This is a genomic window from Pseudomonas sp. PS01303, from assembly GCF_029959385.1.
Lineage (GTDB): Bacteria > Pseudomonadota > Gammaproteobacteria > Pseudomonadales > Pseudomonadaceae > Aquipseudomonas > Aquipseudomonas rustica.
The window spans coordinates 32,098-53,761 of the sequence record NZ_JASCPK010000029.1 but is presented as its reverse complement, the minus strand read 5'-3'; the positions used below and the strand labels follow the sequence as shown (position 1 = coordinate 53,761).

Sequence of the window (21,664 nt, the reverse complement as noted above, 5' to 3'; positions counted from 1 at the left end):
GCCGCACAGCGGCCTGGAAGGAAACCTATGAGCATCATCGAAACAAGGGCAAGGCCACCACTGAAGCGCTGGTGATTTTGTCACGTAAACTTGCGCGTATTGCATACGCGCTGCTGAAGAGCGAGAAGCATACGTCAGCAAAACTGCCTAAAAAACGTTGTTCGCAACCATAGAATCTCCCACAGGGGAACGCATTCCAAAATGTGGGAGCGGGCTTGCTCGCGAAGAGGCCAGTCGCTTTAACGCAAAATAATCAGATGCCCAAGCACCTGATGCTGCTCAAACCCCAACACCCCCTGCAAAGAATTCAACACCGCCTGCGGATCCTTACTCGGAAAACTGCCACTGACCTTGCGCGCCGCCAACTCATCATTGAGCAGCACAATCCGCCCCGGATAATACCGGCGCAAATCCTCCACCACGTCCCCCAGTGTCGACTTGTAATACGTCAGCCAACCCTGCCGCCAGGCCAGTTGCGCCTCGCTGTCCACGGCATGCAGTTTTTCCGCCGATCCCGCGCCGTAAGCGACTTGCTGCCCGGCCGTGAGAATCTGCTGTTCGCCATCACGATCCGCCGTCACCCCGACACGCCCGGACAACACCGTCACCTGCGCGCCATGCGCTTGCAGTCGCACCTCGAATTGCGTCCCAAGCACCCGCGCCTGGCCCTTCTCGGCCTCGACCACAAACGGTTCACCAGTGTGCGTGACCGTGAAAAATCCGGCGCCACGGCGCAACTGCACATGCCGCTCACCCCGGCTGAAATCCACTGCAATCGCACTGTCAGCATCGAGGGTGACTTGCGATTGATCGGCCAACGTCACCGTGCGAATTTCCCCCGGCGCGGAAACGTAATCCGCCCCCAGATCATCGATCCAACGCTGCGGCTGCCACCCGGTGCCGAGGCTTATCATCAGCAACAGACACGCGGCCATCGCCAGCGCACCCGACCACCGCAAGAGTTGCGGACGACGCGGTCGATCCATCGCATCGAGATATTCCTGCAGCGCCAAAGCGTCTTCATCGGCCAATGTTCGCGCCGGGCCTTCGCTCAGCTCCCAGACCACTTGCGCCTGCGCATAAGCCTCGGCGTGCGCCGGATCGGCACGCAGCCATTGGCTGAAGGTGAGTTGATCGCCCGCGCTTGGCCGATCATGCAACAGGCTCAGCCAGGCGAATGCAGCCTGCTCCTGAGCCGGTGTCGGGGTGATGTAATCGGTTGGCTTCACGGTGCTTTCCCTGGCAGACGTGGCGCGGGTTCGCGCAGGCTGGCCTTGCAGGCCTCGAGGGCGCGCATCATATGTTTTTCCACGGCACTTTGGGACAGGCCCATGGCTTTGGCGATGTCGGCGTACTTGCGGCCGTGGATGCGATTGAGCAAAAAGATTTGTCGGGTGCGCTCGGGCAATGCACGCAACGCGGCTTCGACGTGGCGCAGATCATTGCCCGCTTCGAGCGCGGCTTGCGGTTCGCTGCCGTGGCTGTCCGGCGCGTCCGGCTGCCAGCCTTCGTTGACCCGTGTACGCGTGCCTTCGCTGCGTAAATGGTCGATGGCGATGTTGCCGGCGCAGCGCAAAAGATAGGTACTGAGTTCTTCGACCTGCACCAGCGGCCGCCGCCAGAAGCGCAGAAACAGATCCTGCACCAGATCCGCCGCTGTCGCCCGGCAGCCGACGCGCCGATTCACCAGCGCTTCCATCTGCGAACGCTGGGACAGAAACACCTGGAGAAAGTGCGCACGCGCCCCGCGCGGTTCGTCGTCGCGGGATTCCGGAGGGAGACCGATCAACACCTCAGCACTGCGCCCATGCCGCCACCGGGCTGGCCAACAGACTCAGCCCGGCGAGCGCCAACGCCAGACGCGGGCGATACGGCATCAGCAACACCAGCGTCAATGCGCTGAGCATCAGCACGGCGAACCAGTCGACCAGGCCAAAGCTCCAGCCGTTCACCGTCACTGCCGCCCACAGCGATAAACACAGCAACAACCATCCGCCGATTTTCAGCGCCTGACGACGCGAGGCCGAAGGTTTGTGGCCGAGCAATTCATCGTGATGACGAGGCATCGACAGGCACAACGCGGTGAACCCGGCATAGCACAGCAGCAGCGCCAGCAGCATCAGTTCGCTCCCTGCTCAAGGGTGATCGCCCGAGCCTTTTCGCGACGAGGATTTTTCACGCTGACGGTGCTGGCGGCGCGTTGCATTTTCCATGCGGCCCACGCCAGAAACACGCCGGTGGCGAAGCAGGTCAGATCGAAACCGGCGAGCGTCCAATCGCCTTGCGTCAGGGTCGCTGCGAGATTCCACGGCGTGGTCAGCGCGTTGATTATCGGCACGGCAGTAAACAGCAACGCGCCGCACGCCAGCTGCTCGACCCAGGCCTTGCGTCCCGGCCGCAACAGCGCGTGAACCACGCTCAAACCCCAGGCGATAAAGAACGCATTCACTTCCCAATCCGCACGCCCGGCGAGGCCAATCGGCAACAGACGATTAGCCAGGAATAACACCGCAATCGCCGTCACCAGCCCGGCCATGCTGGCGATGTTCAGCACTTCAACCAGCCGCAGTTCAAACGGCATCACGCCGCTCTTCGCATGTTTCAGTTGACGCTTGCCGAGCCAGATCACCAGCCCGGTGCCGATCATCGCCGTACCAGCCAATCCGCAAATAAAGTACAGCCAACGCAACACCGGCCCGGCGAAGTGGCCCATGTGCAAACCATAGAAAGCGCCGCCGACCGCCATGGCCATCGGCTGATTCGGTGTGCTGCCGAGCATCTGCCCGCTGACGCCATTGAACGTCACCGCACGGCCGAAATCGTGCACCACGCGGTCGCCGGCACGCGACAGCACCACCGTCGCGTTGGCATCGCCCGGATTGTTCACCGACAGTCGCGCCGTATGGCCGCCCGACCATTGTTCGCTGGCCTTGGCCAACAGCGGTGCCATGGGCGCCAGCGCCTGCGCAATGTTGGCGCGTTCCGGGGTATTCGAGGCTGGGAATACTTCATCGTAAAACTTGTTCACGTCGCTGCCGTACGACGCCAAAATGCTCGCCGGCATGACCATCGACATGAAAATCACCAGGCTGCTGTAGGTGATCATCAGGTGAAACGGCAGCACCAGCACGCCGACCGCGTTATGCCCGTCGAGCCAGGAGCGCTGGCCTTTGCGGGGGCGGAAGGTGAAGAAGTCTTTGAAGATTTTTTTGTGGGTGATGATCCCGGTGATCAGCGCGACGAACATCACCATCGCGGCGATCGTCGCCAGCCAGCGCCCCCACGGATAGGGCATTTGCAGCTGAAAGTGGAAGCGGTAGAAGAACTCGCCGCCCATGCTTTCGCGGCCCTGCACTTCGCTGCCGGTTTGTGCGTCGAGGGTTTTCGATTCGAAGCGGCCGCGTTCGCCGGGTTTGCCCGGTGACTGTTGCCAGCGCACGGTCAGGCCGGGATCACGGGCGTCGGGCAAGTCGATCAGCCAGCGTGAGGCGCCGGCGGCATGTTGTTGCAGATAGTCCTGCGCCAGGCCCAGGCTCGCCTCGGCATTCAACGGTCGCGAGGGAATTTCCGGCTGCATCCAGTGCGTGGTTTCATCATTGAAATAGGCCAGCGTGCCGGTCAGAAAAATCGCGAACAGCAACCAGCCGAACACCAGCCCGACCCACGTGTGCAACCAGGCCATGGCCTGGCGAAAACCCTCTTTCATGCAAAGCCCAACCCGCGAGCAGCGCCGGAGATGGTCGCCAGAATCACGCTCGGCACCAGCAAACCGACCCACGCCGACCACGCCGTGCGACAGGCAAAGCACCACAACACCGCCACCAGATAAACCAGAAACGAGACGGTCATGCCAGTCACCACGGCTTCGGCGCGGTTGAGCGGCAACCACATAGTCAGAGTGACACTGGCCAGCGCCGCGACCAGATAGCCGCCAAACACCGCCGCCAGCACCCGCGAGGTAACGGCCAGACGATAGGACATGGGAAGTGTGGCGAGTTTGGCTTTCATGTTTCGACCCTGAAACGAAAACGTCCGGCCGACAAGCCGAACAACAGTCGAGCAATATTAATGATAAATATTCTCATACGCAAAAGCATCTGATTGCCGGACACCGTCAGCGCACCCTACAATGCGAACAGTTCTTGTTCTCTAACGCACCTCTCTACTGCGTCAACAAAACGCCCGGAGTCACCGTTGTCGTCCGCCCATCCCGTCGAATCGCTCTATCAGGCCCACCACAACTGGCTGACCGGCTGGCTGCGGCGCAAACTCGGCTGCCCGGACAGCGCGGCGGATCTGGCGCAGGACACCTTCATCAAAGTGCTGACCGCTCGCGATCCACCGGTGATCATCGAGCCGCGCGCGTTCCTCACCACCCTCGCCAAGCGGGTGTTGTTCAATCACTACCGCCGTCAGGATCTGGAGCGCGCCTACCTCGACACCCTCGCGCAGATGCCGGAAATGCTTGCGCCCTCGGAAGAACACAAAGCGATCATCCTGCAAACCCTGATGGAGCTGGATGAGTTGCTCGACGGTTTGCCGCGCCAGGTCAAACGCGCGTTTTTGCTGGCGCAGGTCGATGGCCTGACTTATCCACAGATCGCCGCCGAACTCGGCATTTCTGTGGCCACGGTCAAACGTCATCTGAACAAAGCGGCGATGCGCTGCTACTTCGCCCTATGAATCGCGCTCCGGATTTTTCTTCGCAGGTGGCCGAACAGGCTGTGCACTGGCTGATGGAAATGCAGCAAGGCGCCCTGAGCCCGCGCGAGCAGATGGCGATGCAGCAATGGCTGGAGGCGCACAGCGAACATCGGCGGGCGTGGGAACACATTCAGCGGGTCAATCAGCGGTTGCGCGGTGTGTCTTCACCGCTGGCGCATGCGGCGTTGAACGGGCCGAAGTCGGGCAGTCGGCGTCAGGCGCTGAAATTGTTGCTGATTCTTGGCGCTGGTTCGGCTGCGACCTGGGGAATGCGTGAGCACAATCCGCTGCCGTCGCTGCTTGCTGATTACCGCAGCCCGGTTGGCCAGCGGCGCAAGGTGGCGTTGGGTGCGGGCGATCAGTTGCACCTCAACACGGCGAGTGCGGCTGACGTGCGGATTGATCAGCGTCTGATTCGTTTGCTTGAGGGAGAAATGCTCCTGACCGCGTCGCACGGGTTTGAAGTGCGCACGGCGCAGGGCATTCTGAAAACCCAGGGCGCGCGTCTCAATGTGCGGCAATTGGCTGATCGCACGCAGGTGGCGTTGTTTGAAGGGCGGGTCGAACTAAGCGCCGATGGGCGTGCGCCGATGCTGCTGCCGGTGGCACGGCAACTGAGTTTTACCTCGACGTCTGTTGGTGACGCGCAAGCGCTGGATGCCAACAGTGGCGCCTGGGTCGATGGCATGTTGGTGGCGGCGCATATGCGTCTGGGGGATTTTCTCGAGGAGCTCGGTCGCTATCGTCGCGGGCAGCTTAATTGCGACAGGAAGGTTGCTGATTTGTTGATCTCCGGGACGTATCCGCTGGACGACAGTGAGCGGATTCTTGATCTGCTGGAAATCAGTTTGCCGGTGAAGGTGAAGCGCTTTACCCGGTATTGGGTGACCGTTGAGGCGCGGGTGTAAGGAGCAAGATCAAAGGATCGCAGCCTTCGGCAGCTCCTACAGGAGATATCCATTGCAAATGTAGGAGCTGCCGCAGGCTGCGATCTTTTGATCCTTGAAAAATAAATGAGCCGTTTTTCAGATCTGGCGTGACAGAGAAGGAAAGCCCCCTTGATTCAACCTTCTCAGGATCATCCACCATGCACCCCACCCGCCTCACGCCACTGGCCCGCAGCCTGCGCAATCTCGTCCTCGGCGCCAGCTTGAGCTTCAGCGCACTGCCCGTCGCGATGGCGGCCGACGCCAAGGCTTATCACATCGCACCGTCGTCGCTGGAAAACGCCCTCAACCAGTTTGGCCGTGAAGCGGGCGTGCTGATCTCTTTCGGTTCACAAGTCACCAGCGGCGTACAAAGCCGTGGTCTGGAAGGCAGCTATACGCCTGAGCAAGGTTTGAATGCGCTGCTCGAAGGCACTGGTCTGCAAGCACGCGCCGAAGGTAACAACGCGTTCAGCCTGCAACCGATCACCGATGCCGCGCTGGAGCTGGACACCTCGAAAGTCGTCGGCGACTGGCTCGGCGATGCCGCGCAGATCAACGTCTTCGAACACCCCGGCGCGCGCGATGTGATCCGCCGCGAAGAATTCGAACGCCAAGGCGCAACTCAAGCGCGTGATGTGCTCAACCGCATTCCCGGCGTCAACGCCCCGGAAAACAACGGCACCGGCAGCCACGACATGGCGCTGAACTTCGGCATCCGCGGTTTGAATCCGCGTCTGGCCGCACGCTCGACCGTGTTGATGGACGGCATCCCGGTGCCGTTCGCACCTTATGGCCAACCACAGTTGTCGTTCGCGCCGATCAGCATGGGCAACATGGATGCGGTGGACGTGGTGCGCGGCGGCGGCGCGGTGCGTTACGGCCCGCAGAACGTCGGCGGCGTGGTCAACTTCGTCACCCGCGCGATTCCTGAAGCGCCTACGGTCAAGGGTGGCTTCCAGACTGAGACCAGCCCTTCGTCGAGCCACGACGGCTTCAAGACCAGCGCCAACCTGCTGGCTGGCGGCACCAACGCCAACGGTCTCGGCGGCGCATTGCTTTACTCCGGCACGCGCGGCGGTGATTGGCGCGAACACAGCGACACCGAAATCGACGACCTGATCCTCAAGGGCAAATACCAGCTCGACGAGGCAAACAGCTTCAACGCCATGGCGCAGTATTACGAAGGCAAGGCCGACATGCCGGGCGGTCTGAACGTCGCCGATTACGATGCCGATCCGTATCAGTCGACGCGCCCGAAAGACCAGTTCTGGGGCCGTCGCACCATGTTCAACTTCGGCTATCGCTATCAGGAAGATCGCCGCGAATTCACTGCCAACACTTTCTTCACCAAAACCCTGCGCAGCGGTTATCTGGATCAGGGCAGCTTCCTCTCGCTGTCGCCGCGCGAGTACTGGGTACGCGGCCTGGAAACTCGCTTCGCCCAAGGCTTCGACCTCGGCCCGACCAGCCATGAAGTCGGCATCGGCTACCGCTACATCAACGAGGCCGGCCACGAACTGCGCTATCGCACGCCGATCGCCAGCAACGAATACCCGACCACCAACAGCCGCAACGACCGCGATACCCGTGGCGGCACCGAAGCCAATGCGTTCTTCGTCGACGACCGCATCGACATAGGCAAATGGACGATCACCCCGGGCGTGCGCTACGAGATGATCGACTCGCAGCAAACCAACAACCTGACCAACGTCAAATATGAAGGCGACTACAACACCGCGCTGCCGGCGCTGAACGTGCTGTATCACCTGACCGACAGCTGGAATCTGTACGCCAACACCGAAGGCTCGTTCGGCAGCGTGCAGTACAGCCAGATGCCCAACCGCGTGAGCAGCGGTGAAGTGAAACCGGAAAAGGCCCGCACCTGGGAGCTCGGTACTCGGTATGACAATGGCGCGTTGCGCGCGGAAATTGGTGCGTTCTTGATCAACTTCGACAATCAATATGAAAGTAATCAGACCAACGATTCGGTGATCGCCCGGGGTGAAACTCGTCATCAGGGCATCGAGACCAGCGTCAACTACGCGCTGGATGACTTGAGCCCGGCGCTGGCGGGTTTCGATGTTTACGCGACTTACGCCTTTGTTGACGCGACCATTCGTGAAGACGGGCCGAACAAAGGTAATCGTGTGCCGTTCTCGTCGAAGCACAAAGGCACGATTGGCATGGGTTATACCGAAGGGGCGTGGAAGTTGAATCTGGACAGCAGTTTCCAGAGCGACCAGTTTGCTGATAACGCTAATACCTCGAAGGAAAGTGCTGATGGCAGCAATGGCAAGATTCCAGGGTACATGCTGTTCAGCAGTCGCGCGGGGTATGACTTTGGGCCGCAGTTGTCGGATTTGAATGTCGCGGTTGGGGTGAAGAACATTTTTAACACGCAGTACTTCACGCGCTCATTTGATGACAACAACAAAGGCAAGTATGTGGGGGAACCGCGGACGGTTTATGTGCAGACTTCGGTAGCGTTCTGAGGATTGAAGAGCCCCTCACCCTAACCCTCTCCCGGAGGGAGAGGGGACTGACCGCGTTGTTTTGGCGTATTGCGCCGACATGCAATATCGAGCCGAACTCAAGTCTTGATACAACTAAGATCGGCCCCCTCTCCCTCTGGGAGAGCGCTGGGGTGAGGGTTCTCGGCTACAGTGAAATATCAAATCAACTTCACAAGGATCGTGAAGCATGCAAACCCGCCCCACCCTCGTCCAGTTCTCCCGCCAGTTACGCGCCCAGCAAACCGACTGCGAACTCCTGCTCTGGCAGAGATTACGCTCCCGCCAGATCGCCAATCTTAAATTCCGCCGACAGTTTCCCTGCCCGCCTTACGTGCTGGATTTTTACTGTGCTGAGCTGAAATTGGCGATTGAGCTGGACGGTGGGCAGCACTTTGAAACGTCGGGATTGATTCATGACCAGCGCGAACTCTCTATTTGTACCTGCAAGGCATTGAGGTCGTACGGTTCAGCAATCTGGAGGTACTTCAGCAGATGGATGCCGTACTGGAGCAGATCATACGAATAGCGGCAGCTCGAAAATTGCCCTCACCCTAACCCTCTCCCGGAGGGAGAGGGGACTGATTGGGGGATGCTTGCGAGTCACGCCGACCTGATTCTGCTTTGCCGAATCCATAATCAACGCGGTCTTTCAGGTCGATGTACCCCGCAAGACACCTCGGTCGGCCCCCTCTCCCTCTGGGAGAGGGCTGGGGTGAGGGGCTGTCCTGCTACAAAAAAAACGGGCCTGCTTCCGCAGGCCCGTTCTCATCAGGTTGGCTTATAAAATCAGCGCATCAACTGTTGATCGCTGCCTGTTCGTTCTCGTCAAATTCTTCCGCCAACAGCTTGTCGTTGGCCTTGCCGGTGAAGGGCACTACAGCGGCGCGTGGTTTACCTCGCAGTTTGCCGAAGAGGTGCTCCAGGGCGTGCTCGAGTTTTTCGGCAGCGCCGTCGATCGCCTGTTCCAGCGAATCGGCTTTGTGGGTCACGGAAATCGGTTGATGGCCTTTTGGCCGCGCTTCCAGTTGGCAGCGCATGTCATGCGGTCCTGGTTTGTCACCGTTCTCGTCGCTCAGATGGACTTCGACACGGGTCAGGTCTTCCTCATAACGGTCGAGCGTGCTCTCAATGGTTGTACGTACCCACTCCTCCAGTCGTTTACTGCCTTGAACATGGTTATCGCTGTTGACTTGGATTTGCATAGTTCATCCCTTATTTCAGCTAGCTCGCGAGGGGCCTGAATTGAATTTCCTGACCCCTTGGTTACAACAATCGGCCCGACTGCCGAACATTTCAACCCCTGAGAAAAGATAAATATTCATTCGCAAAAAAAGCCGGACAACCGAGTAAAGCGCTGGTAAGGTCGGGAGTTGGGTCGCCTCGCAACCCGGCAAAATCTGCTCACAATTGCCCGTCGTTCAACGGGTGCAAGCTGCGAAAAATCCCAGCCTCTTCTACCAGCCAATCATGCACCGCACGCACGCCCGGATGGCTCAGCGCCCCTGGCGCATAGAGCAACACGTAACGTTTGTGATTGGGCACCGACAAGCCGAACGGCACGATCAACGCGCCCCGCTCCAGTTCATCGTTAAGCAATGTGCGCCGGGCAATCGCCACACCCATGCCGGCAATCGCCGCTTCGATGGTCAGGTGATTGCGGTTGAAGGTGTGCCCACGCCGTACGTCGGCGCCTTCGAAGCCGATCGCGTTGAGATAAAACTCCCACTCCGCATATTCATAACTGCCGCGCCAAGCGGTGATGTCGTGCAGCAGCGGGAAATGCCCCAGATCCGCCGGCCCGTGCAGCGGTGGGCGACCGCGTAGCAGGCTCGGCGCGCACACCGGGAAAATCTGCTCATCGAGCAAGGCTGTGGATAACAATCCCGGATAGCTGCCGTCGTTGAGATCGATCGCCAGATCGAAATCGCCTTCGTGCAACGGCACGCTGCTGTCCTCCGCCACCAGTCGCAACTGAATATCCGGAAAACGCTGTTGCAGGCGCGGCAAGCGTGGCGTCAGCCATTTGCTCAGAAACGATGGAATCGAGCGTACCCGCAGCGTGCCGCTGATCATCCCGGCATCGAGTCGACGCAATTCCGCATCGATGCTGCCGTACGCCTCGTTGACCGTGATCGCCAGCCGCTGCCCTTCCGCGCTCAACTCCACGCCCCGCGCACGCCGGTGAAACAGACGAAAGCCGAGGCGCTCTTCCAGTTGGCGGATTTGCTGGCTGACCGCGCCCGGGGTGATGTGCAGCTCTTCCGCGCACCGGGTGAATGACAGGTGCCGCGCGGCACAGGAAAACACCTGCAGCCAGACATAGGTCTGTGCGTGCAATTGACGACTCATCGTTTAGTCCTGCTAAAGGCTGTCTTAGGAAGTTTCGTTGGTCACGTCAGACCGAGAGAGGCAGTATCGCCGACATTGCGCTTGGCCTACAAAAAATGGCGGCGATTCCTACTCCATGACTTGCAAGGCTTTAGTATGGCTATCAGTGTTTTCGATCTTTTCAAAGTCGGCATCGGCCCGTCCAGTTCCCACACCGTCGGCCCGATGCGCGCCGCCGCGACCTTCGCTCAGGCGCTGATCGACCAGCGGTTACTCAATGATGTGCGGCGCGTGGAAATCCGCCTGTACGGCTCGCTTTCCGCTACTGGCGTCGGTCACGCCACCGATCGCGCCACGGTCATGGGCCTGATGGGCGAATGGCCGGACAGCATTGATCCGTCGACCATCGACCCGCGCATCCAGCAATTGCGTGAGTCAGGCCAACTGTCCCTCGCCGGTCAACGCGCGATTGCCTTCAACTGGCAGGAAGATCTCCTACTGCTCGACGAGAGCCTGCCCTACCACCCCAACGCCATGTCGCTGACAGCTTTCGGCGAAACCAACGTGCTGCTTGAGCAAACGTACTACTCGGTCGGTGGTGGTTTCATCGTCGAAGCGGCGGAAGCCGAGTCGGGTGTCGCCCCGGCCGGCGACGTGGTGCTGCCGTACGATTTTTCCAGCGCCGCCGAACTGCTGTCGTTGTGCAAAAAGCATGGCTTGCGGGTGTCCGAGCTGATGATGGCCAACGAGCGCGCCTGGCGCAGCGACGCCGAAATCCGTCAGGGCTTGTTGCACATCTGGTCGGTGATGCGGGAGTGCGTCGAACAAGGTTTGCGCCATGAAGGCATTCTGCCCGGCGGTCTCAATGTGCCGCGTCGAGCGGCGAAATTGCACCGCAGCTTGTTGGAAATCGGCAAACCGAATGTGATCAGCTCGACCTTGTCGGCGATGGAATGGGTGAATTTGTTCGCCCTCGCGGTGAACGAAGAAAACGCTGCAGGCGGACGCATGGTTACTGCACCGACCAACGGCGCTGCGGGGATCATTCCGGCCGTTCTGCACTACTACATGAAATTCAATCCGGACGCGTCTGACGACGATGTTGTCGCGTTCTTTCTCGGCGCGGCCGCCGTCGGTATTTTGTGTAAGAAAAATGCCTCGATCTCCGGCGCCGAAGTGGGTTGTCAGGGCGAAGTCGGCTCGGCCTGCGCAATGGCCGCTGCGGGTCTGGCTGACGTGCTCGGCGCCACTCCGGAGCAATTGGAAAACGCCGCCGAAATCGGTCTGGAACACAACCTCGGCCTGACCTGCGACCCGGTCGGCGGGCTGGTGCAAGTGCCGTGCATCGAGCGCAACGCGATCGCGGCGGTGAAAGCGATCAATGCCACGCAAATGGCCCTGCGCGGCGACGGCAATCACTTCATCTCCCTGGATCGGGTCATCCGCACCATGCGCGATACCGGCGCCGACATGCACGACAAGTACAAGGAAACGTCGCGCGGCGGCCTGGCGGTGAACTGGGTGGAGTGCTAATCCCGATTGCACTGTCAGCGGTCATCTGCGCAGTTCTGCCCTGAAACCGCGCGATAAAAAAAGGCGAGCCCCGTGGCTCGCCTTTTTTATCGCCGTGTTCATTGTTCGACAATTTTTCCGGCATGTCCCTTGCAAACTCCCCGTAGGAGCTGCCGAAGGCTGCGATCTTTTGATCTTCATGACTGAAATCAAAACAACGAAGATCAAAAGATCGCAGCCTGCGGCAGCTCCTACACGAGCAATTCGCGAATGGCCACGGAATGGCCGGTGATCAGGTCTGGCGAACCAACCCGATCACGGCCGGTCAACAACTGCACGTTCAATCAGGCGGTGACGCATCATGGACAATCCATTTCAGATCATTACCGATGCCTTTGCGCCGGACTATCAGATCAACCTGAGCATTCAAGGGCTGGACGGCAGCATTATGCTGACCCTGTCCAACAACGGCCGGATCGTGGCCAAACGCATGATCAGCGCCGAACAACGCAACGATCCCGCACGCCTTAAACGGCTGGTGCAGAGCATTCAATTCGGCATCGCCATCGAACAGGGCCACAGCGCCATGGCGATCCTCGAATCGATGACCAGCGGCGAAGGACTGACCCCGCCACCGCAAAAAATCATTGATCAGCCCCGACCAGCGGCCGGACTTTAAAGCTCGCCCTTCTCGACCTCGGGATGCTCGCTGGAACCTGTACCGAGGGTGCGCTGTGGTTTCTCGATTTTCACCGAGGGAAATTGTGACGAGGCGTAACGCACCACCAGAATCGCCAACGCCAGCAGCAGAATCCCGCCGCACAGGTAGATGATGCCCATGTCCGGCGGGTTGTGGTGCGAGACGTTGGAGATCAACAGGCGCGTCAGCGCGGTGATCGCCACGTAGATCAGGAAGCGCACCGGCATGTGGTTGGTCTTGAAATAAATCCCGACCATCGCGCCCAATTCGAGATAGATGAACAGCAACAGAATGTCATCAATCTTGATGTGGCCCTCCTCGAGCATCCCGAGAAACTCCATCACCGCCGCGTATGCCGTCACCGCACCGATGGCAAACAGCGCCAGATAGTGGAAGGTTTCGACGAACAGGTTGCCCAGGGACTCGGCCAGTTGATGCACGTTTTGCCGCAGTTTCTCGGCCCAGTTTATTTTCACGATGATGTTCCTTAGCTCGATGCGAGCGGATGATGCGCGTTGGACGTGACGGTTTTCTGCACGTAACGGTTTTCATGCAGAAAAGAGGCCACGCCATCATGGCGAGCCATCACCAAACCCGCGCCGTGGCGTTTGGTCGCAGGCCTCGGGTTTGCACGATCCCTGTGGGAGCGAGCCTGCTCGCGAATGGCCCCAACACGATCCCACTGCCAAACCCTAAATCCGGTCTACATTAAAATCCCACTACCCATGGCGCAGGGATTCGCTTATCCTTTTCGCTGTATATGGATACAGTAGTCGTCAAGACAACTTAATGTGAAGGCATGTGAGGTGGTGAATGGCCGTCGAAGTGGTATACCGCAGCAGCCGAGATCTGGAGCGCTTGTTCATGGATAAAGCCGAAGCTGACCGTCATGACAAAATGCTCGAACTGGCCGAATATCTGGCCGATGTCCTGCAAAAAGCCGTTCCGTCCCTGACTGAACAGCAAGTGGAAGAAGCCGGGATCTACATGGCGAAGAATCGCGATGTGTTCGCCCGGGCGTTCAAGAGCCAGCCTGACGCACTGTCGGAGCTGATCAACGCACCGGCCGAGCCTGTCGAGAACGCTGAAGTGGTGGAAGTCGCTGAAGCGCCGGCCAAGCCTGCGAAAGCGGCAAAGGCCCCGAAGTAATCAACAAAGGATCGCAGCCCCTGCAGGAGCTGCCGAAGGCTGCGATCTTTTGATCTTCCCCCCATCACCGATACAAAACCCGCTCCGCCAACTCATCCGCCACCCGCGCTGGCGAACGCTTCTCCGCCTGCGCATGAGCAAACACTTCCGTCAGCCGCGAACTGATTTTCGACAGATGCGCGGTAATTGTCGGCAACTCTTCGCCGCGATGTTTCAACGAAACATAAATCAGCCCACCGGCATTGATCACATAATCCGGCGCATAAAGAATTCCGCGCCGTTCCAATTGATCAGCCACGTCCAGATGTGTCAGTTGATTGTTCGCCGAGCCCGCCACCGCCGAGCAACGCAATTGTGTGACGGTGTGACTGTTGAGCACCCCGCCCAGCCCACACGGCGCAAGAATGTCGCACGGCGTACTGAGCAACGCATCGTTGGCAATCGGATGCGCGTTGAGTTGCTCCATCGCCAATTGCACCTTGCCGTGATCAATGTCACTGACCAGCAATTCGGCACCCGCCGCGTGTAGTTGCTCCGCCAGCGCATACCCGACATTGCCCAAACCCTGAATCGCCACGCGCAAACCTTCAAGATTATCGCTGCCCAGCCGCGCCATGGCGGTCGCGCGAATGCCGGCGAATACGCCCATTGCCGCATGCGGGGCCGGATCGCCCGCCGAGGTGGTGCTGGTGACGTGTTGGGTTTGTTGAGCGATGCAATCCATGTCCGCCACTGAGGTGCCGCTGTCGATGGCGGTGATGTAACGGCCATCAAGCTGATCGATGCAGCGACCGAACGCCTCGAACAGCGCCGCACGATTTTCCACATGCGCCGGCCGCACGATCACCGCAACGCCACCGCCCTGCGGCAATCCCGCCAGCGCGGCTTTGTAGCTCATGCCCTGAGCCAGACGGATGGCGTCCTCGATGGCTGATTCATCATTCGGATAGGCAAGGTAACGACACCCGCCCAAGGCTGGCCCGAGGCGACTGTTATGGATGGCAATGACCGCCTTCAACCCGGAAACCGGGTCGACGCTAAGGTGCAGCGAATCCAGGCGAGTGCTTTGCATGAGCGCAAACATTGTTGGGCTCCCGAATCACTTCTTGTAGAACGCCAGTATAGGCTTGCGCCTGAAAATTGCTGGAGCGCACCGGAATAAGCGGCCTCGAAGTCAGATGTTTTGCGGCATAACTCAATCGCTGCAAAATCCGCCACTGGACGAATAGCACTGACGGGGCTAAAACGAGGCATTCGAGGGAGATTGCGATGAGTCCGCGTCAACGATTTTTCGAGTGCCTGCACCGTTCACCGCCCGCGCTGTTAGAAGCCGCGTTGTGGATTGCTGCCGAGCACGAAAAAGACGTCGACCCGGCGGCGCTGCTGCACGATTTCAAAGAGCTGCAACAGCGGGTGAGCTATGGACTGCCGATGCTGCCGGTCAGTGAACTGGCGCAACCGTTGCTGCGGCGGATGACCGATCTGGGTTTCGCTCAGGATGATTTTTTGCCGCTACGACCGCAGGCGGCGATGCTGCCCAAAGTCATGCACACCCGTCGCGGTCAGCCTTTGGCGCTGGCGTTGATTGCGCTTGAGCTGGCGCAAGGTCTGGAGATTCCGCTGGTCGGGGTCAACTTCCCCGGGCACTTTCTGCTGCGAGTACCGGGGGCCGATCACCTGCTTGATCCCTGCGGCGGTCGACGCCTGTATCCGAATGATTGTCGCGAGTTGTTGCAGCGCCAGTACGGGCCGAACATGAAACTCAACGCCGAGCATTTGCTGACGGCCTCGCCGGTGCAGATGCTGCAACGCCTGTCGCGCAACTTGCGGCAATTGCACCTGACCCATGAGGACTACATTGCCTCGCTGATCGACGCTGAACGGGTACTCGAACTGGGCGACGCCGCTGCCGCTGATTATCTGGCGCGGGCGAGTTTGTATCAGCGGCTGGATTGCCCGAATGCCGAGCGCTTCGATCTGGAGCGTGCGTTGTTGCTGAGCGATGATCCAATCCAGCGTTTGCGCCTGACCGACCGGCTCAGCCACTTGCCGCCTAATTCTGTCGTCCATTAAAAGCAAAAGATCGCAGCCTGCGGCAGCTCCTACAGATGATCCCATGTAGGAGCTGCCGCAGGCTGCGATCTTTTGATCTTCAGGATTTAACCGCCGCCGCAACACCCACAACCGAACCACCCTCGGAAGGCGAGCGCACCTGGATGATCAGCAGCGCCGCAATGACCGCCGGAATCGCGCAGAAGAAGAAAATCTGCGCCACCGGAATGTGCATCGCCAACAGCAGACTGCCGAACAACGGCCCGAGAATTGAACCAAAACGCCCTACACCCAATGCCCAACCAGTACCCGTGGCGCGAACGTGCGCCGGATAAAAATTACTCGCGAACGCATTCAACGTCAGTTGCCCGCCGATGATGCAGAACCCCGCCGCAAACACGCAGGCCACCAGGTAACGCGGATTGTCGTGATTAAGGCCAAGCAAAATCGTACACAGCGCCGCGCCGGCCAACACGCCAGACAACAGCCGCACCTTGCGCTTTAAACGGTCGGCAAACCACGCCATGCAAATCGCGCCGAGGGTGCCGGCGAACAGGAACATCGACGTCACCAGATTGGCTTCGTTGAGTGTCAGGCCACTTTCCAGCAGCAACGTCGGCAGCCAACTGATCATGAAATACAGAAGAATCAGGCTGACAAAAAACGTCGCCCAAATCAGCAGCGTCGGTCGCGCGTAGCCGTTGCGGAACAATTCGACCACGGTCAGTTTGCTGCCCTGCTCGCGCTCGTTCTGCTCGACGCTCGCCACTGGCGGTTGCCAGTCCGGCAACATTCGCGCGGTGACTTTGCGCAGGCGCGCATACGGCGGCGCGTCACGCAGCAAACGCGGCAGCGACTCCGGCAGCATCCACCAGAGGAACGGAAACAGCAGCAACGGCGTCACGCCGCCAGCGAGGAACACTGCTTGCCAGCCGAACTGATCGATAAATCCGGCCGCGACAAAACCACCCGCCGCCCCACCGAACGAAAAACCGCACGCCGCCAGCGTCACCATCAAAGTACGCAAGCGTGGTGGCGAATATTCCGACATCAACGCCATCGCGCTGGGCATCGCGCCGCCCATGCCGATGCCGCAGATAAAACGCGCGATCATCAGCGTATTCAGGGAATCGGCGAACACCATCAACACGGTGAGCGTGGCGTAGATCAGCACGCAAGCAAGCAGAATCCGTCGCACGCCGAAGCGGTCGGCCAATGGCGTGACCACCAGCGAACCAATGGTCAAACCGAGCAGGTTGGCGCTAAAAACAGGTCCGAATGCGGCTTTTTCCAGACCCCAATCCTGAGCCAGTGCCGGGACAACGTAACCGAGCACCTGCGCGTCGTAGCCGTCGGTGACGAGCAGCAAGGCGAGCAGGATCAGGAGCAACCACTGATAACGGGACACCGGACGGGCGTCGAGTGCCGCACGGAAGCTGGCAATCTGGTTGTGCATCGCAAGGTACCTGTTTTGTTTTTATGATTTTTTGCTGTGGCAACCGGATCGTTCCCACGCTCCGCGTGGGAACGATCCGTCACAATTTTGGTTACGGGGTGTCAGGTTGATTCGCGGGATGGGCTTTGATGAACGCCGGATGGTCTGCCGCCAGCGCCGCCACTCGGCAGATTCGCGGGTAAGCCTCCAGCGACACATTGAACCGCTCAGCCGCATACAACTGCGGAATCAGGTAAACATCCGCCACACACGGCCACTCGCCGAAACAGAAACCGCTATCACCAATCAACTGCTCCACCGTCGCCAAGCCTTGGCCGATCCAGTGGCTGATCCACTCCACCACCTGCGGCTCGTCATGCCCCAACTGACGCAGGCGATTGAGCACGCTGACGTTGTGCAGCGGATGCACGTCGCAACCGATCACCGCCGCGACAGCACGCACATGGGCGCGGGCCGCGAGGCCTTCCGGCAACAACGGCACCTGTGGATAACGTTCCTCCAGGTACTCGATGATCGCCGGCGACTGGATCAATAACTCGCCTTCATCAGTGCGCAAGGCCGGCACTCGGCCTTGTGGATTGATCGCCAGATACGCCGCCTGCCGATGCTCGCCACCGGACGGCGCGATCAGATTGACCGGCAACGCCTGATAATCGAGGCCCTTCAATGCCAGCGCGATCCGTACGCGGTACGACGAGGTCGAACGGTAGTAGGTATAGAGATCCATGAACCGCTCCTGTCAGCGCGCCGCCAACACTTTGCCACGGCATTCGCCGAAGCCGATCGAGGCGAAACCATCACGGGCGCAACGTGCGCGCAGGATGATTTCGTCACCGTCTTCAAGGAATTTGCGCACTTCGCCGGAGGCCAGTTCGATCGGTTTTTTACCGCCCTCGGTGATTTCCAGCAGGCTGCCGAACTGACCGTTTTCCGGGCCGGACAAGGTGCCCGAACCGAACAGATCACCGGCCTGCAACTGGCAACCGTTGACGCTGTGGTGCGCGACCATTTGCGCGACAGTCCAGTACATGTAGCGGGTGTTGCTCAGGGTCAGGCGATGGGCTGGCAGATTCTGTTCGCGCATGGCTTCGGTGAGCAGCAGCACTTCCAGTTCGATGTCGAAAGCACCGCCGTCCTGATCGCGTTGATCGAACAGGTACGGCAGCGGCTGCGGATCACCCTCCGGACGCTTCGGTTGCGCGGTGCGGAATGGCGCCAGCGCTTCTGCTGTTACGACCCACGGCGACACGCTGGTGATGAAGCTCTTCGACAGGAACGGGCCCAGCGGTTGGTATTCCCACGCCTGGATATCGCGCGCCGACCAATCGTTGAGCAGGCAGAAACCGGCGATGTGATCAGCGGCATCGCCGATGGCGATCGAGTCGCCCATCTCGTTGCCCTGACCGATCCAGATGCCCAGTTCCAGTTCATAGTCCAGACGTGCGCACGGGCCGAAGGTTGGCTCGGTCTGACCGGCCGGCAAGGTCTGGCCTTTCGGACGACGAACGTCAGTGCCGGATGCGCGTACGGTGGAAGCGCGACCGTGGTAACCGATCGGCACGTGCTTGTAGTTCGGCAGCAGCGGGTTATCCGGACGGAACAGTTTGCCAACATTTTGCGCGTGCTCGATGCCGACGTAGAAGTCGGTGTAATCGCTGATGCGTGCCGGCAGGTGCAGTTGGCAATCGGCGGCCAGTGGCAGCAGTTTTGCACCTTGCGCTTCGATGCTGCCACGGTGCGTGCTGCCTTCGCTGAACAGTTCCAGCAAACGCTCACGCAGAGCCACACGAGCGTCGCGACCGAGTTCAAAAAACGCGTTCAACTGGCCGCCGTGCATGGCTTCGACGGCACTGCGCGCGGCGCCGTCGAACAGCCCGGCTTCCAGCGCGACTTGCAGATCAAAAATCTGTTCGCCAATCGCCACGCCTGCGCGCGGCGCCGAACCGTCGATACTGAACACACCGAGCGGCAAGTTCTGCAGCGGGAAATCTGCGTGACCGTTGGCTGAAGCGACCCAGCTGCGGGTAATGGAATTCTGCGTCATGGGTTATCTCCGGGTCGGGTCGAACGTGGCGGGCAGCGTGGCCCAGCAAGCGTCGTAAGTAGATTGCAATTGCGGGCAGTCGAGGGCGAAACGGCTTGGGCGCAGCACCTGACTGGTCTCGAACATGAAGGCCATGGTGTTGTCGATTTTCGCCGGTTTGAGCTCGGCGTTGATCGCCTTGGTGCAGGTCTCGCCGTCCGGGCCGTGGGCGCTCATGCAGCTGTGCAGCGACGCACCGCCGGGCACGAAGCCTTCAGCCTTGGCGTCGTATTCACCCTGGATCAGGCCCATGAATTCGTTCATCAGGTTGCGGTGGAACCACGGTGGCCGGAAGGTGTTTTCGGCGACCATCCAGCGCGGCGGGAAGATCACGAAGTCGAGGTTGGCCAGACCGTGCACGCTGGTCGGCGACGTCAGCACGGTGAAGATCGACGGATCCGGGTGATCGAAACTGACCGTACCGATCGTATTGAAACGGCGCAGGTCGTATTTGTACGGCACGTTATTGCCGTGCCAGGCGACCACGTTCAGCGGCGAGTGATTGAGTTCAGTGGCCCACAACTGGCCGAGGAATTTCTGCACCAGCGTGGTTGGCTGCTGCAGATTTTCGTAAGCGGCGACCGGGGTCAGGAAGTCGCGCGGATTGGCCAGACCGTTGCTGCCAATCGGCCCCAGATCGGGCAGACGCAGCGGCGCGCCATGGTTCTCGGCGACATAACCGCGCGCCTGCGGGTCGAGCAGTTCAACGCGGAATTTCAAGCCGCGCGGCAGCACGACGATTTCCAGCGGCGCCACTTCCAGCACACCCAATTCAGTGGCGATGCGCAGACGGCCGAGTTGCGGCACTAGCAGCAGTTCGCCGTCGGCATTGAAGAACACGCGTTCCATCGAACGATTGGCGGCGTAGTTGTAAATGCTGATGCCGGACGGTTTTTCGGCGGCGGAGTTGGCCACCATGCTCACCAGACCATCGATGAAATCAGTCGGCTCGGCCGGGATCTCCAGCGGATTCCAGCGCAGACGATTCGGTGTCACATCGCCCAACGGCCCACCGGCCAGTTGCCGTTCCAGTTTGACGAACGCCGGGTGATTGGCCGACGGCTGAATCCGGTACATCCAGGTGCGCCGCGCTTCACTGCGGGTCATGGTGAACGCTGTGCCGGAAAACAATTCGGTGTAGAGGCCGTACGGGGCTTTTTGCGGGGAGTTCTGGCCGACGGGCAGCGCGCCGGGCAACGCTTCAGTGCTGAATTCGTTGCCGAAACCGGACTGATACGCCAGCGCCTGAGCGGTTGAATCGAGGTTCATGGAGCCTCCTGAACAGGGAGTCGGCAGTGGCCCATCACTCTGGCTCAGAGGTTTCGGCACGCCGGGGTTGTTATTATCGTAATTCGATTACGCATAACGTAATTTGCTCGCTATCCAGCGTCAAGCTATAAAGACGCCCATTCGTATCGGAACCCGGCCGCACCATGGAAAAAACCACCGACAGCAACGGCAAACAGAAAGTCCGCTCCGCCGAAGTCGGCACCGACATCCTCAAGGCTTTGGCCGAGTTGTCACCGTCGACCTCGCTGTCGCGTCTGGCCGAACACGTACAGATGCCGGCGAGCAAGGTACATCGCTATTTACAGGCGTTGATCGCCTCGGGTTTTGCCGAGCAGAACGCCGCCACCAACCATTACGGTCTCGGTCGCGAAGCGCTACGTGTGGGTTTGGCCGCACTCAACAGTATGGACGTGCTGAAAGTCGCCGCCCTGCCGTTGGCCGAACTGCGCGACGAACTCAACGAGACCTGTTTTTTGGCGGTGTGGGGCAATCAGGGTGCAACCGTGGTGCACATCGAACCGGCGGTGCGTGCGGTGACGGTGGTGACGCAGTTGGGCTCGGTGCTGCCGCTGCTCAGTTCTTCAACGGGACTGGTGTTCAGCGCGTTTCTGCCGCATCGGGAAACCGATGATCTGCGCGAGCAGGAAATCGCCGTTGCCGATCACCCGCTCAAAGACGAAAAGACTTACACAACCCTGTGCGAACAGATCCGCGAACGCGGTCTGCACCATGTTCACGGCTTGCTGATGCCCGGCGTGGATGCGTTGTCCGCGCCGGTGTTCAATGCGGTTGGCCAAGTCGCGGCGGTGCTCACGATTGTCGGCCCGACCTCGCTGTTCCATGCAGACGAAAACGGCCCGGCGGCGCAGCGCTTGTTGGCGACGACGCGGGCCGTGAGTTGGCGCATGGGCTTCGAAAAACCAGCCAGTCAGCTCATGTGAGGAAACT

General features: G+C 59.9%; 20 protein-coding genes and 3 pseudogenes. 10 read left to right on the top strand and 13 right to left on the bottom strand.

The window, feature by feature from the left end:
* A pseudogene (locus QMX93_RS11560) lies at positions 1–173 on the top strand (IS110 family transposase); the annotation flags it as partial.
* Between the two features lie 66 nt (positions 174–239).
* On the opposite strand, the gene QMX93_RS11555 reads toward QMX93_RS11560, so the two are convergent.
* The 5 genes from QMX93_RS11555 to QMX93_RS11535 are packed head-to-tail and all read right to left on the bottom strand — an operon-like array spanning position 240 to position 4,008.
* Entirely contained in the window at positions 240–1,229 is a 990-nt protein-coding gene (locus tag QMX93_RS11555) for a FecR family protein (protein WP_282355857.1), read from the bottom strand.
* Entirely contained in the window at positions 1,226–1,792 is a 567-nt protein-coding gene (locus tag QMX93_RS11550) for an RNA polymerase sigma factor (protein WP_123595011.1), read from the bottom strand. The genes QMX93_RS11555 and QMX93_RS11550 overlap by 4 nt, the downstream gene beginning before the upstream one ends.
* Before the next feature lies 1 nt (position 1,793).
* Entirely contained in the window at positions 1,794–2,120 is a 327-nt protein-coding gene (locus tag QMX93_RS11545) for a DUF3325 domain-containing protein (protein WP_053117253.1), read from the bottom strand.
* A complete protein-coding gene (locus QMX93_RS11540) occupies positions 2,120–3,706 on the bottom strand; it encodes a PepSY-associated TM helix domain-containing protein (RefSeq protein ID WP_282355846.1) in 1,587 nt (528 codons plus the stop codon). The genes QMX93_RS11545 and QMX93_RS11540 overlap by 1 nt, the downstream gene beginning before the upstream one ends.
* Positions 3,703–4,008 carry a DUF3649 domain-containing protein gene (locus QMX93_RS11535; RefSeq protein WP_053117249.1) on the bottom strand — a complete coding sequence of 102 codons (306 nt, stop codon included), beginning with the start codon at positions 4,006–4,008 and terminating at the stop codon, positions 3,703–3,705. Before QMX93_RS11535 ends, QMX93_RS11540 begins: the two co-directional genes overlap by 4 nt.
* Positions 4,009–4,194: 186 nt before the next feature.
* Here QMX93_RS11535 and QMX93_RS11530 point away from each other — a divergent pair, with 186 nt between their 5' ends.
* The 4 genes and pseudogenes from QMX93_RS11530 (at position 4,195) to QMX93_RS11515 (ending at position 8,701) form a co-directional block, all read left to right on the top strand.
* Positions 4,195–4,683, top strand: coding sequence for a sigma-70 family RNA polymerase sigma factor (locus QMX93_RS11530; RefSeq protein ID WP_282355841.1), 489 nt, complete (start codon positions 4,195–4,197; stop codon positions 4,681–4,683).
* Positions 4,680–5,612 carry a DUF4880 domain-containing protein gene (locus tag QMX93_RS11525; protein WP_282355839.1) on the top strand — a complete coding sequence of 311 codons (933 nt, stop codon included), beginning with the start codon at positions 4,680–4,682 and terminating at the stop codon, positions 5,610–5,612. The genes QMX93_RS11530 and QMX93_RS11525 overlap by 4 nt, the downstream gene beginning before the upstream one ends.
* 179 nt (positions 5,613–5,791) lie before the next feature.
* Positions 5,792–8,125 carry a TonB-dependent Fe(3+) dicitrate receptor FecA gene (gene fecA / locus QMX93_RS11520; protein ID WP_282355837.1) on the top strand — a complete coding sequence of 778 codons (2,334 nt, stop codon included), beginning with the start codon at positions 5,792–5,794 and terminating at the stop codon, positions 8,123–8,125.
* A 208-nt stretch (positions 8,126–8,333) separates the two neighbouring features.
* Positions 8,334–8,701, top strand: a pseudogene (locus QMX93_RS11515) (endonuclease domain-containing protein).
* A 239-nt stretch (positions 8,702–8,940) separates the two neighbouring features.
* Here the strand turns inward: QMX93_RS11515 and QMX93_RS11510 are convergent.
* Together QMX93_RS11510 and QMX93_RS11505 are read right to left on the bottom strand one after the other, a co-directional pair.
* Entirely contained in the window at positions 8,941–9,348 is a 408-nt protein-coding gene (locus QMX93_RS11510; RefSeq protein ID WP_053117239.1) for an HPF/RaiA family ribosome-associated protein, read from the bottom strand.
* 199 nt (positions 9,349–9,547) lie between these two features.
* Positions 9,548–10,495, bottom strand: coding sequence for a LysR substrate-binding domain-containing protein (locus QMX93_RS11505; RefSeq protein WP_159812191.1), 948 nt, complete (start codon positions 10,493–10,495; stop codon positions 9,548–9,550).
* 135 nt (positions 10,496–10,630) lie between these two features.
* On the opposite strand from QMX93_RS11505, the gene QMX93_RS11500 reads away from it, so the two are divergent.
* Together QMX93_RS11500 and QMX93_RS11495 are read left to right on the top strand one after the other, a co-directional pair.
* Complete coding sequence (locus QMX93_RS11500) at positions 10,631–12,007, top strand: L-serine ammonia-lyase (RefSeq protein WP_282355834.1); 1,377 nt, start codon at positions 10,631–10,633, stop codon at positions 12,005–12,007.
* A 340-nt stretch (positions 12,008–12,347) separates the two neighbouring features.
* Positions 12,348–12,665 carry a DUF3509 domain-containing protein gene (locus QMX93_RS11495; RefSeq protein WP_282355832.1) on the top strand — a complete coding sequence of 106 codons (318 nt, stop codon included), beginning with the start codon at positions 12,348–12,350 and terminating at the stop codon, positions 12,663–12,665.
* Here the strand turns inward: QMX93_RS11495 and QMX93_RS11490 are convergent.
* Entirely contained in the window at positions 12,662–13,162 is a 501-nt protein-coding gene (locus QMX93_RS11490) for a phosphate-starvation-inducible PsiE family protein (protein ID WP_053117232.1), read from the bottom strand. The two genes, QMX93_RS11495 and QMX93_RS11490, sit on opposite strands and share 4 nt — an antisense overlap.
* Positions 13,163–13,499: 337 nt before the next feature.
* Between QMX93_RS11490 and QMX93_RS11485 the strand changes: the two are divergent.
* Positions 13,500–13,739, top strand: a pseudogene (locus QMX93_RS11485) (YebG family protein); the annotation flags it as partial.
* Between the two features lie 160 nt (positions 13,740–13,899).
* Here QMX93_RS11485 and QMX93_RS11480 read toward each other — a convergent pair.
* A complete protein-coding gene (locus QMX93_RS11480) occupies positions 13,900–14,919 on the bottom strand; it encodes a Glu/Leu/Phe/Val dehydrogenase dimerization domain-containing protein (protein WP_053117228.1) in 1,020 nt (339 codons plus the stop codon).
* A gap of 185 nt (positions 14,920–15,104) precedes the next feature.
* On the opposite strand from QMX93_RS11480, the gene QMX93_RS11475 reads away from it, so the two are divergent.
* The gene (locus QMX93_RS11475) at positions 15,105–15,908 is read left to right on the top strand and encodes a transglutaminase family protein (RefSeq protein WP_212544045.1); all 804 of its coding nucleotides are present in this window, start codon (positions 15,105–15,107) and stop codon (positions 15,906–15,908) included.
* A gap of 79 nt (positions 15,909–15,987) precedes the next feature.
* Here QMX93_RS11475 and QMX93_RS11470 read toward each other — a convergent pair whose 3' ends face one another.
* From QMX93_RS11470 to hmgA, 4 genes are all read right to left on the bottom strand, one after another.
* Positions 15,988–17,343 carry an aromatic acid/H+ symport family MFS transporter gene (locus QMX93_RS11470; RefSeq protein WP_282355826.1) on the bottom strand — a complete coding sequence of 452 codons (1,356 nt, stop codon included), beginning with the start codon at positions 17,341–17,343 and terminating at the stop codon, positions 15,988–15,990.
* Between the two features lie 91 nt (positions 17,344–17,434).
* Complete coding sequence (maiA, locus tag QMX93_RS11465; RefSeq protein WP_282355824.1) at positions 17,435–18,070, bottom strand: maleylacetoacetate isomerase; 636 nt, start codon at positions 18,068–18,070, stop codon at positions 17,435–17,437.
* Positions 18,071–18,082: 12 nt separating this feature from the next.
* Complete coding sequence (gene fahA, locus QMX93_RS11460; RefSeq protein ID WP_053117220.1) at positions 18,083–19,387, bottom strand: fumarylacetoacetase; 1,305 nt, start codon at positions 19,385–19,387, stop codon at positions 18,083–18,085.
* A 3-nt stretch (positions 19,388–19,390) separates the two neighbouring features.
* Positions 19,391–20,695 carry a homogentisate 1,2-dioxygenase gene (gene hmgA / locus QMX93_RS11455; protein ID WP_150792373.1) on the bottom strand — a complete coding sequence of 435 codons (1,305 nt, stop codon included), beginning with the start codon at positions 20,693–20,695 and terminating at the stop codon, positions 19,391–19,393.
* A gap of 164 nt (positions 20,696–20,859) precedes the next feature.
* Here hmgA and QMX93_RS11450 point away from each other — a divergent pair, with 164 nt between their 5' ends.
* Positions 20,860–21,657: an IclR family transcriptional regulator gene (locus QMX93_RS11450; protein ID WP_282355817.1), complete on the top strand. Its 798-nt coding sequence runs from the start codon at positions 20,860–20,862 to the stop codon at positions 21,655–21,657.
* The last annotated feature ends 7 nt before the right edge of the window (positions 21,658–21,664 follow it).

What these genes read in the sequence shown, in the direction of transcription:
- QMX93_RS11535 (WP_053117249.1), bottom strand. Translation starts at nt 4,008, where the DNA reads ATGAAAGCCAAACTCGCCACACTTCCCATGTCCTATCGTCTGGCCGTT.
- QMX93_RS11525 (WP_282355839.1), top strand. Translation starts at nt 4,680, where the DNA reads ATGAATCGCGCTCCGGATTTTTCTTCGCAGGTGGCCGAACAGGCTGTG.
- QMX93_RS11495 (WP_282355832.1), top strand. Translation starts at nt 12,348, where the DNA reads ATGGACAATCCATTTCAGATCATTACCGATGCCTTTGCGCCGGACTAT.
- QMX93_RS11475 (WP_212544045.1), top strand. Translation starts at nt 15,105, where the DNA reads ATGAGTCCGCGTCAACGATTTTTCGAGTGCCTGCACCGTTCACCGCCC.
- QMX93_RS11500 (WP_282355834.1), top strand. Translation starts at nt 10,631, where the DNA reads ATGGCTATCAGTGTTTTCGATCTTTTCAAAGTCGGCATCGGCCCGTCC.
- hmgA (WP_150792373.1), bottom strand. Translation starts at nt 20,695, where the DNA reads ATGAACCTCGATTCAACCGCTCAGGCGCTGGCGTATCAGTCCGGTTTC.
- maiA (WP_282355824.1), bottom strand. Translation starts at nt 18,070, where the DNA reads ATGGATCTCTATACCTACTACCGTTCGACCTCGTCGTACCGCGTACGG.
- QMX93_RS11510 (WP_053117239.1), bottom strand. Translation starts at nt 9,348, where the DNA reads ATGCAAATCCAAGTCAACAGCGATAACCATGTTCAAGGCAGTAAACGA.
- QMX93_RS11505 (WP_159812191.1), bottom strand. Translation starts at nt 10,495, where the DNA reads ATGAGTCGTCAATTGCACGCACAGACCTATGTCTGGCTGCAGGTGTTT.
- fecA (WP_282355837.1), top strand. Translation starts at nt 5,792, where the DNA reads ATGCACCCCACCCGCCTCACGCCACTGGCCCGCAGCCTGCGCAATCTC.
- fahA (WP_053117220.1), bottom strand. Translation starts at nt 19,387, where the DNA reads ATGACGCAGAATTCCATTACCCGCAGCTGGGTCGCTTCAGCCAACGGT.
- QMX93_RS11470 (WP_282355826.1), bottom strand. Translation starts at nt 17,343, where the DNA reads ATGCACAACCAGATTGCCAGCTTCCGTGCGGCACTCGACGCCCGTCCG.
- QMX93_RS11545 (WP_053117253.1), bottom strand. Translation starts at nt 2,120, where the DNA reads ATGCTGCTGGCGCTGCTGCTGTGCTATGCCGGGTTCACCGCGTTGTGC.
- QMX93_RS11450 (WP_282355817.1), top strand. Translation starts at nt 20,860, where the DNA reads ATGGAAAAAACCACCGACAGCAACGGCAAACAGAAAGTCCGCTCCGCC.
- QMX93_RS11480 (WP_053117228.1), bottom strand. Translation starts at nt 14,919, where the DNA reads ATGTTTGCGCTCATGCAAAGCACTCGCCTGGATTCGCTGCACCTTAGC.
- QMX93_RS11540 (WP_282355846.1), bottom strand. Translation starts at nt 3,706, where the DNA reads ATGAAAGAGGGTTTTCGCCAGGCCATGGCCTGGTTGCACACGTGGGTC.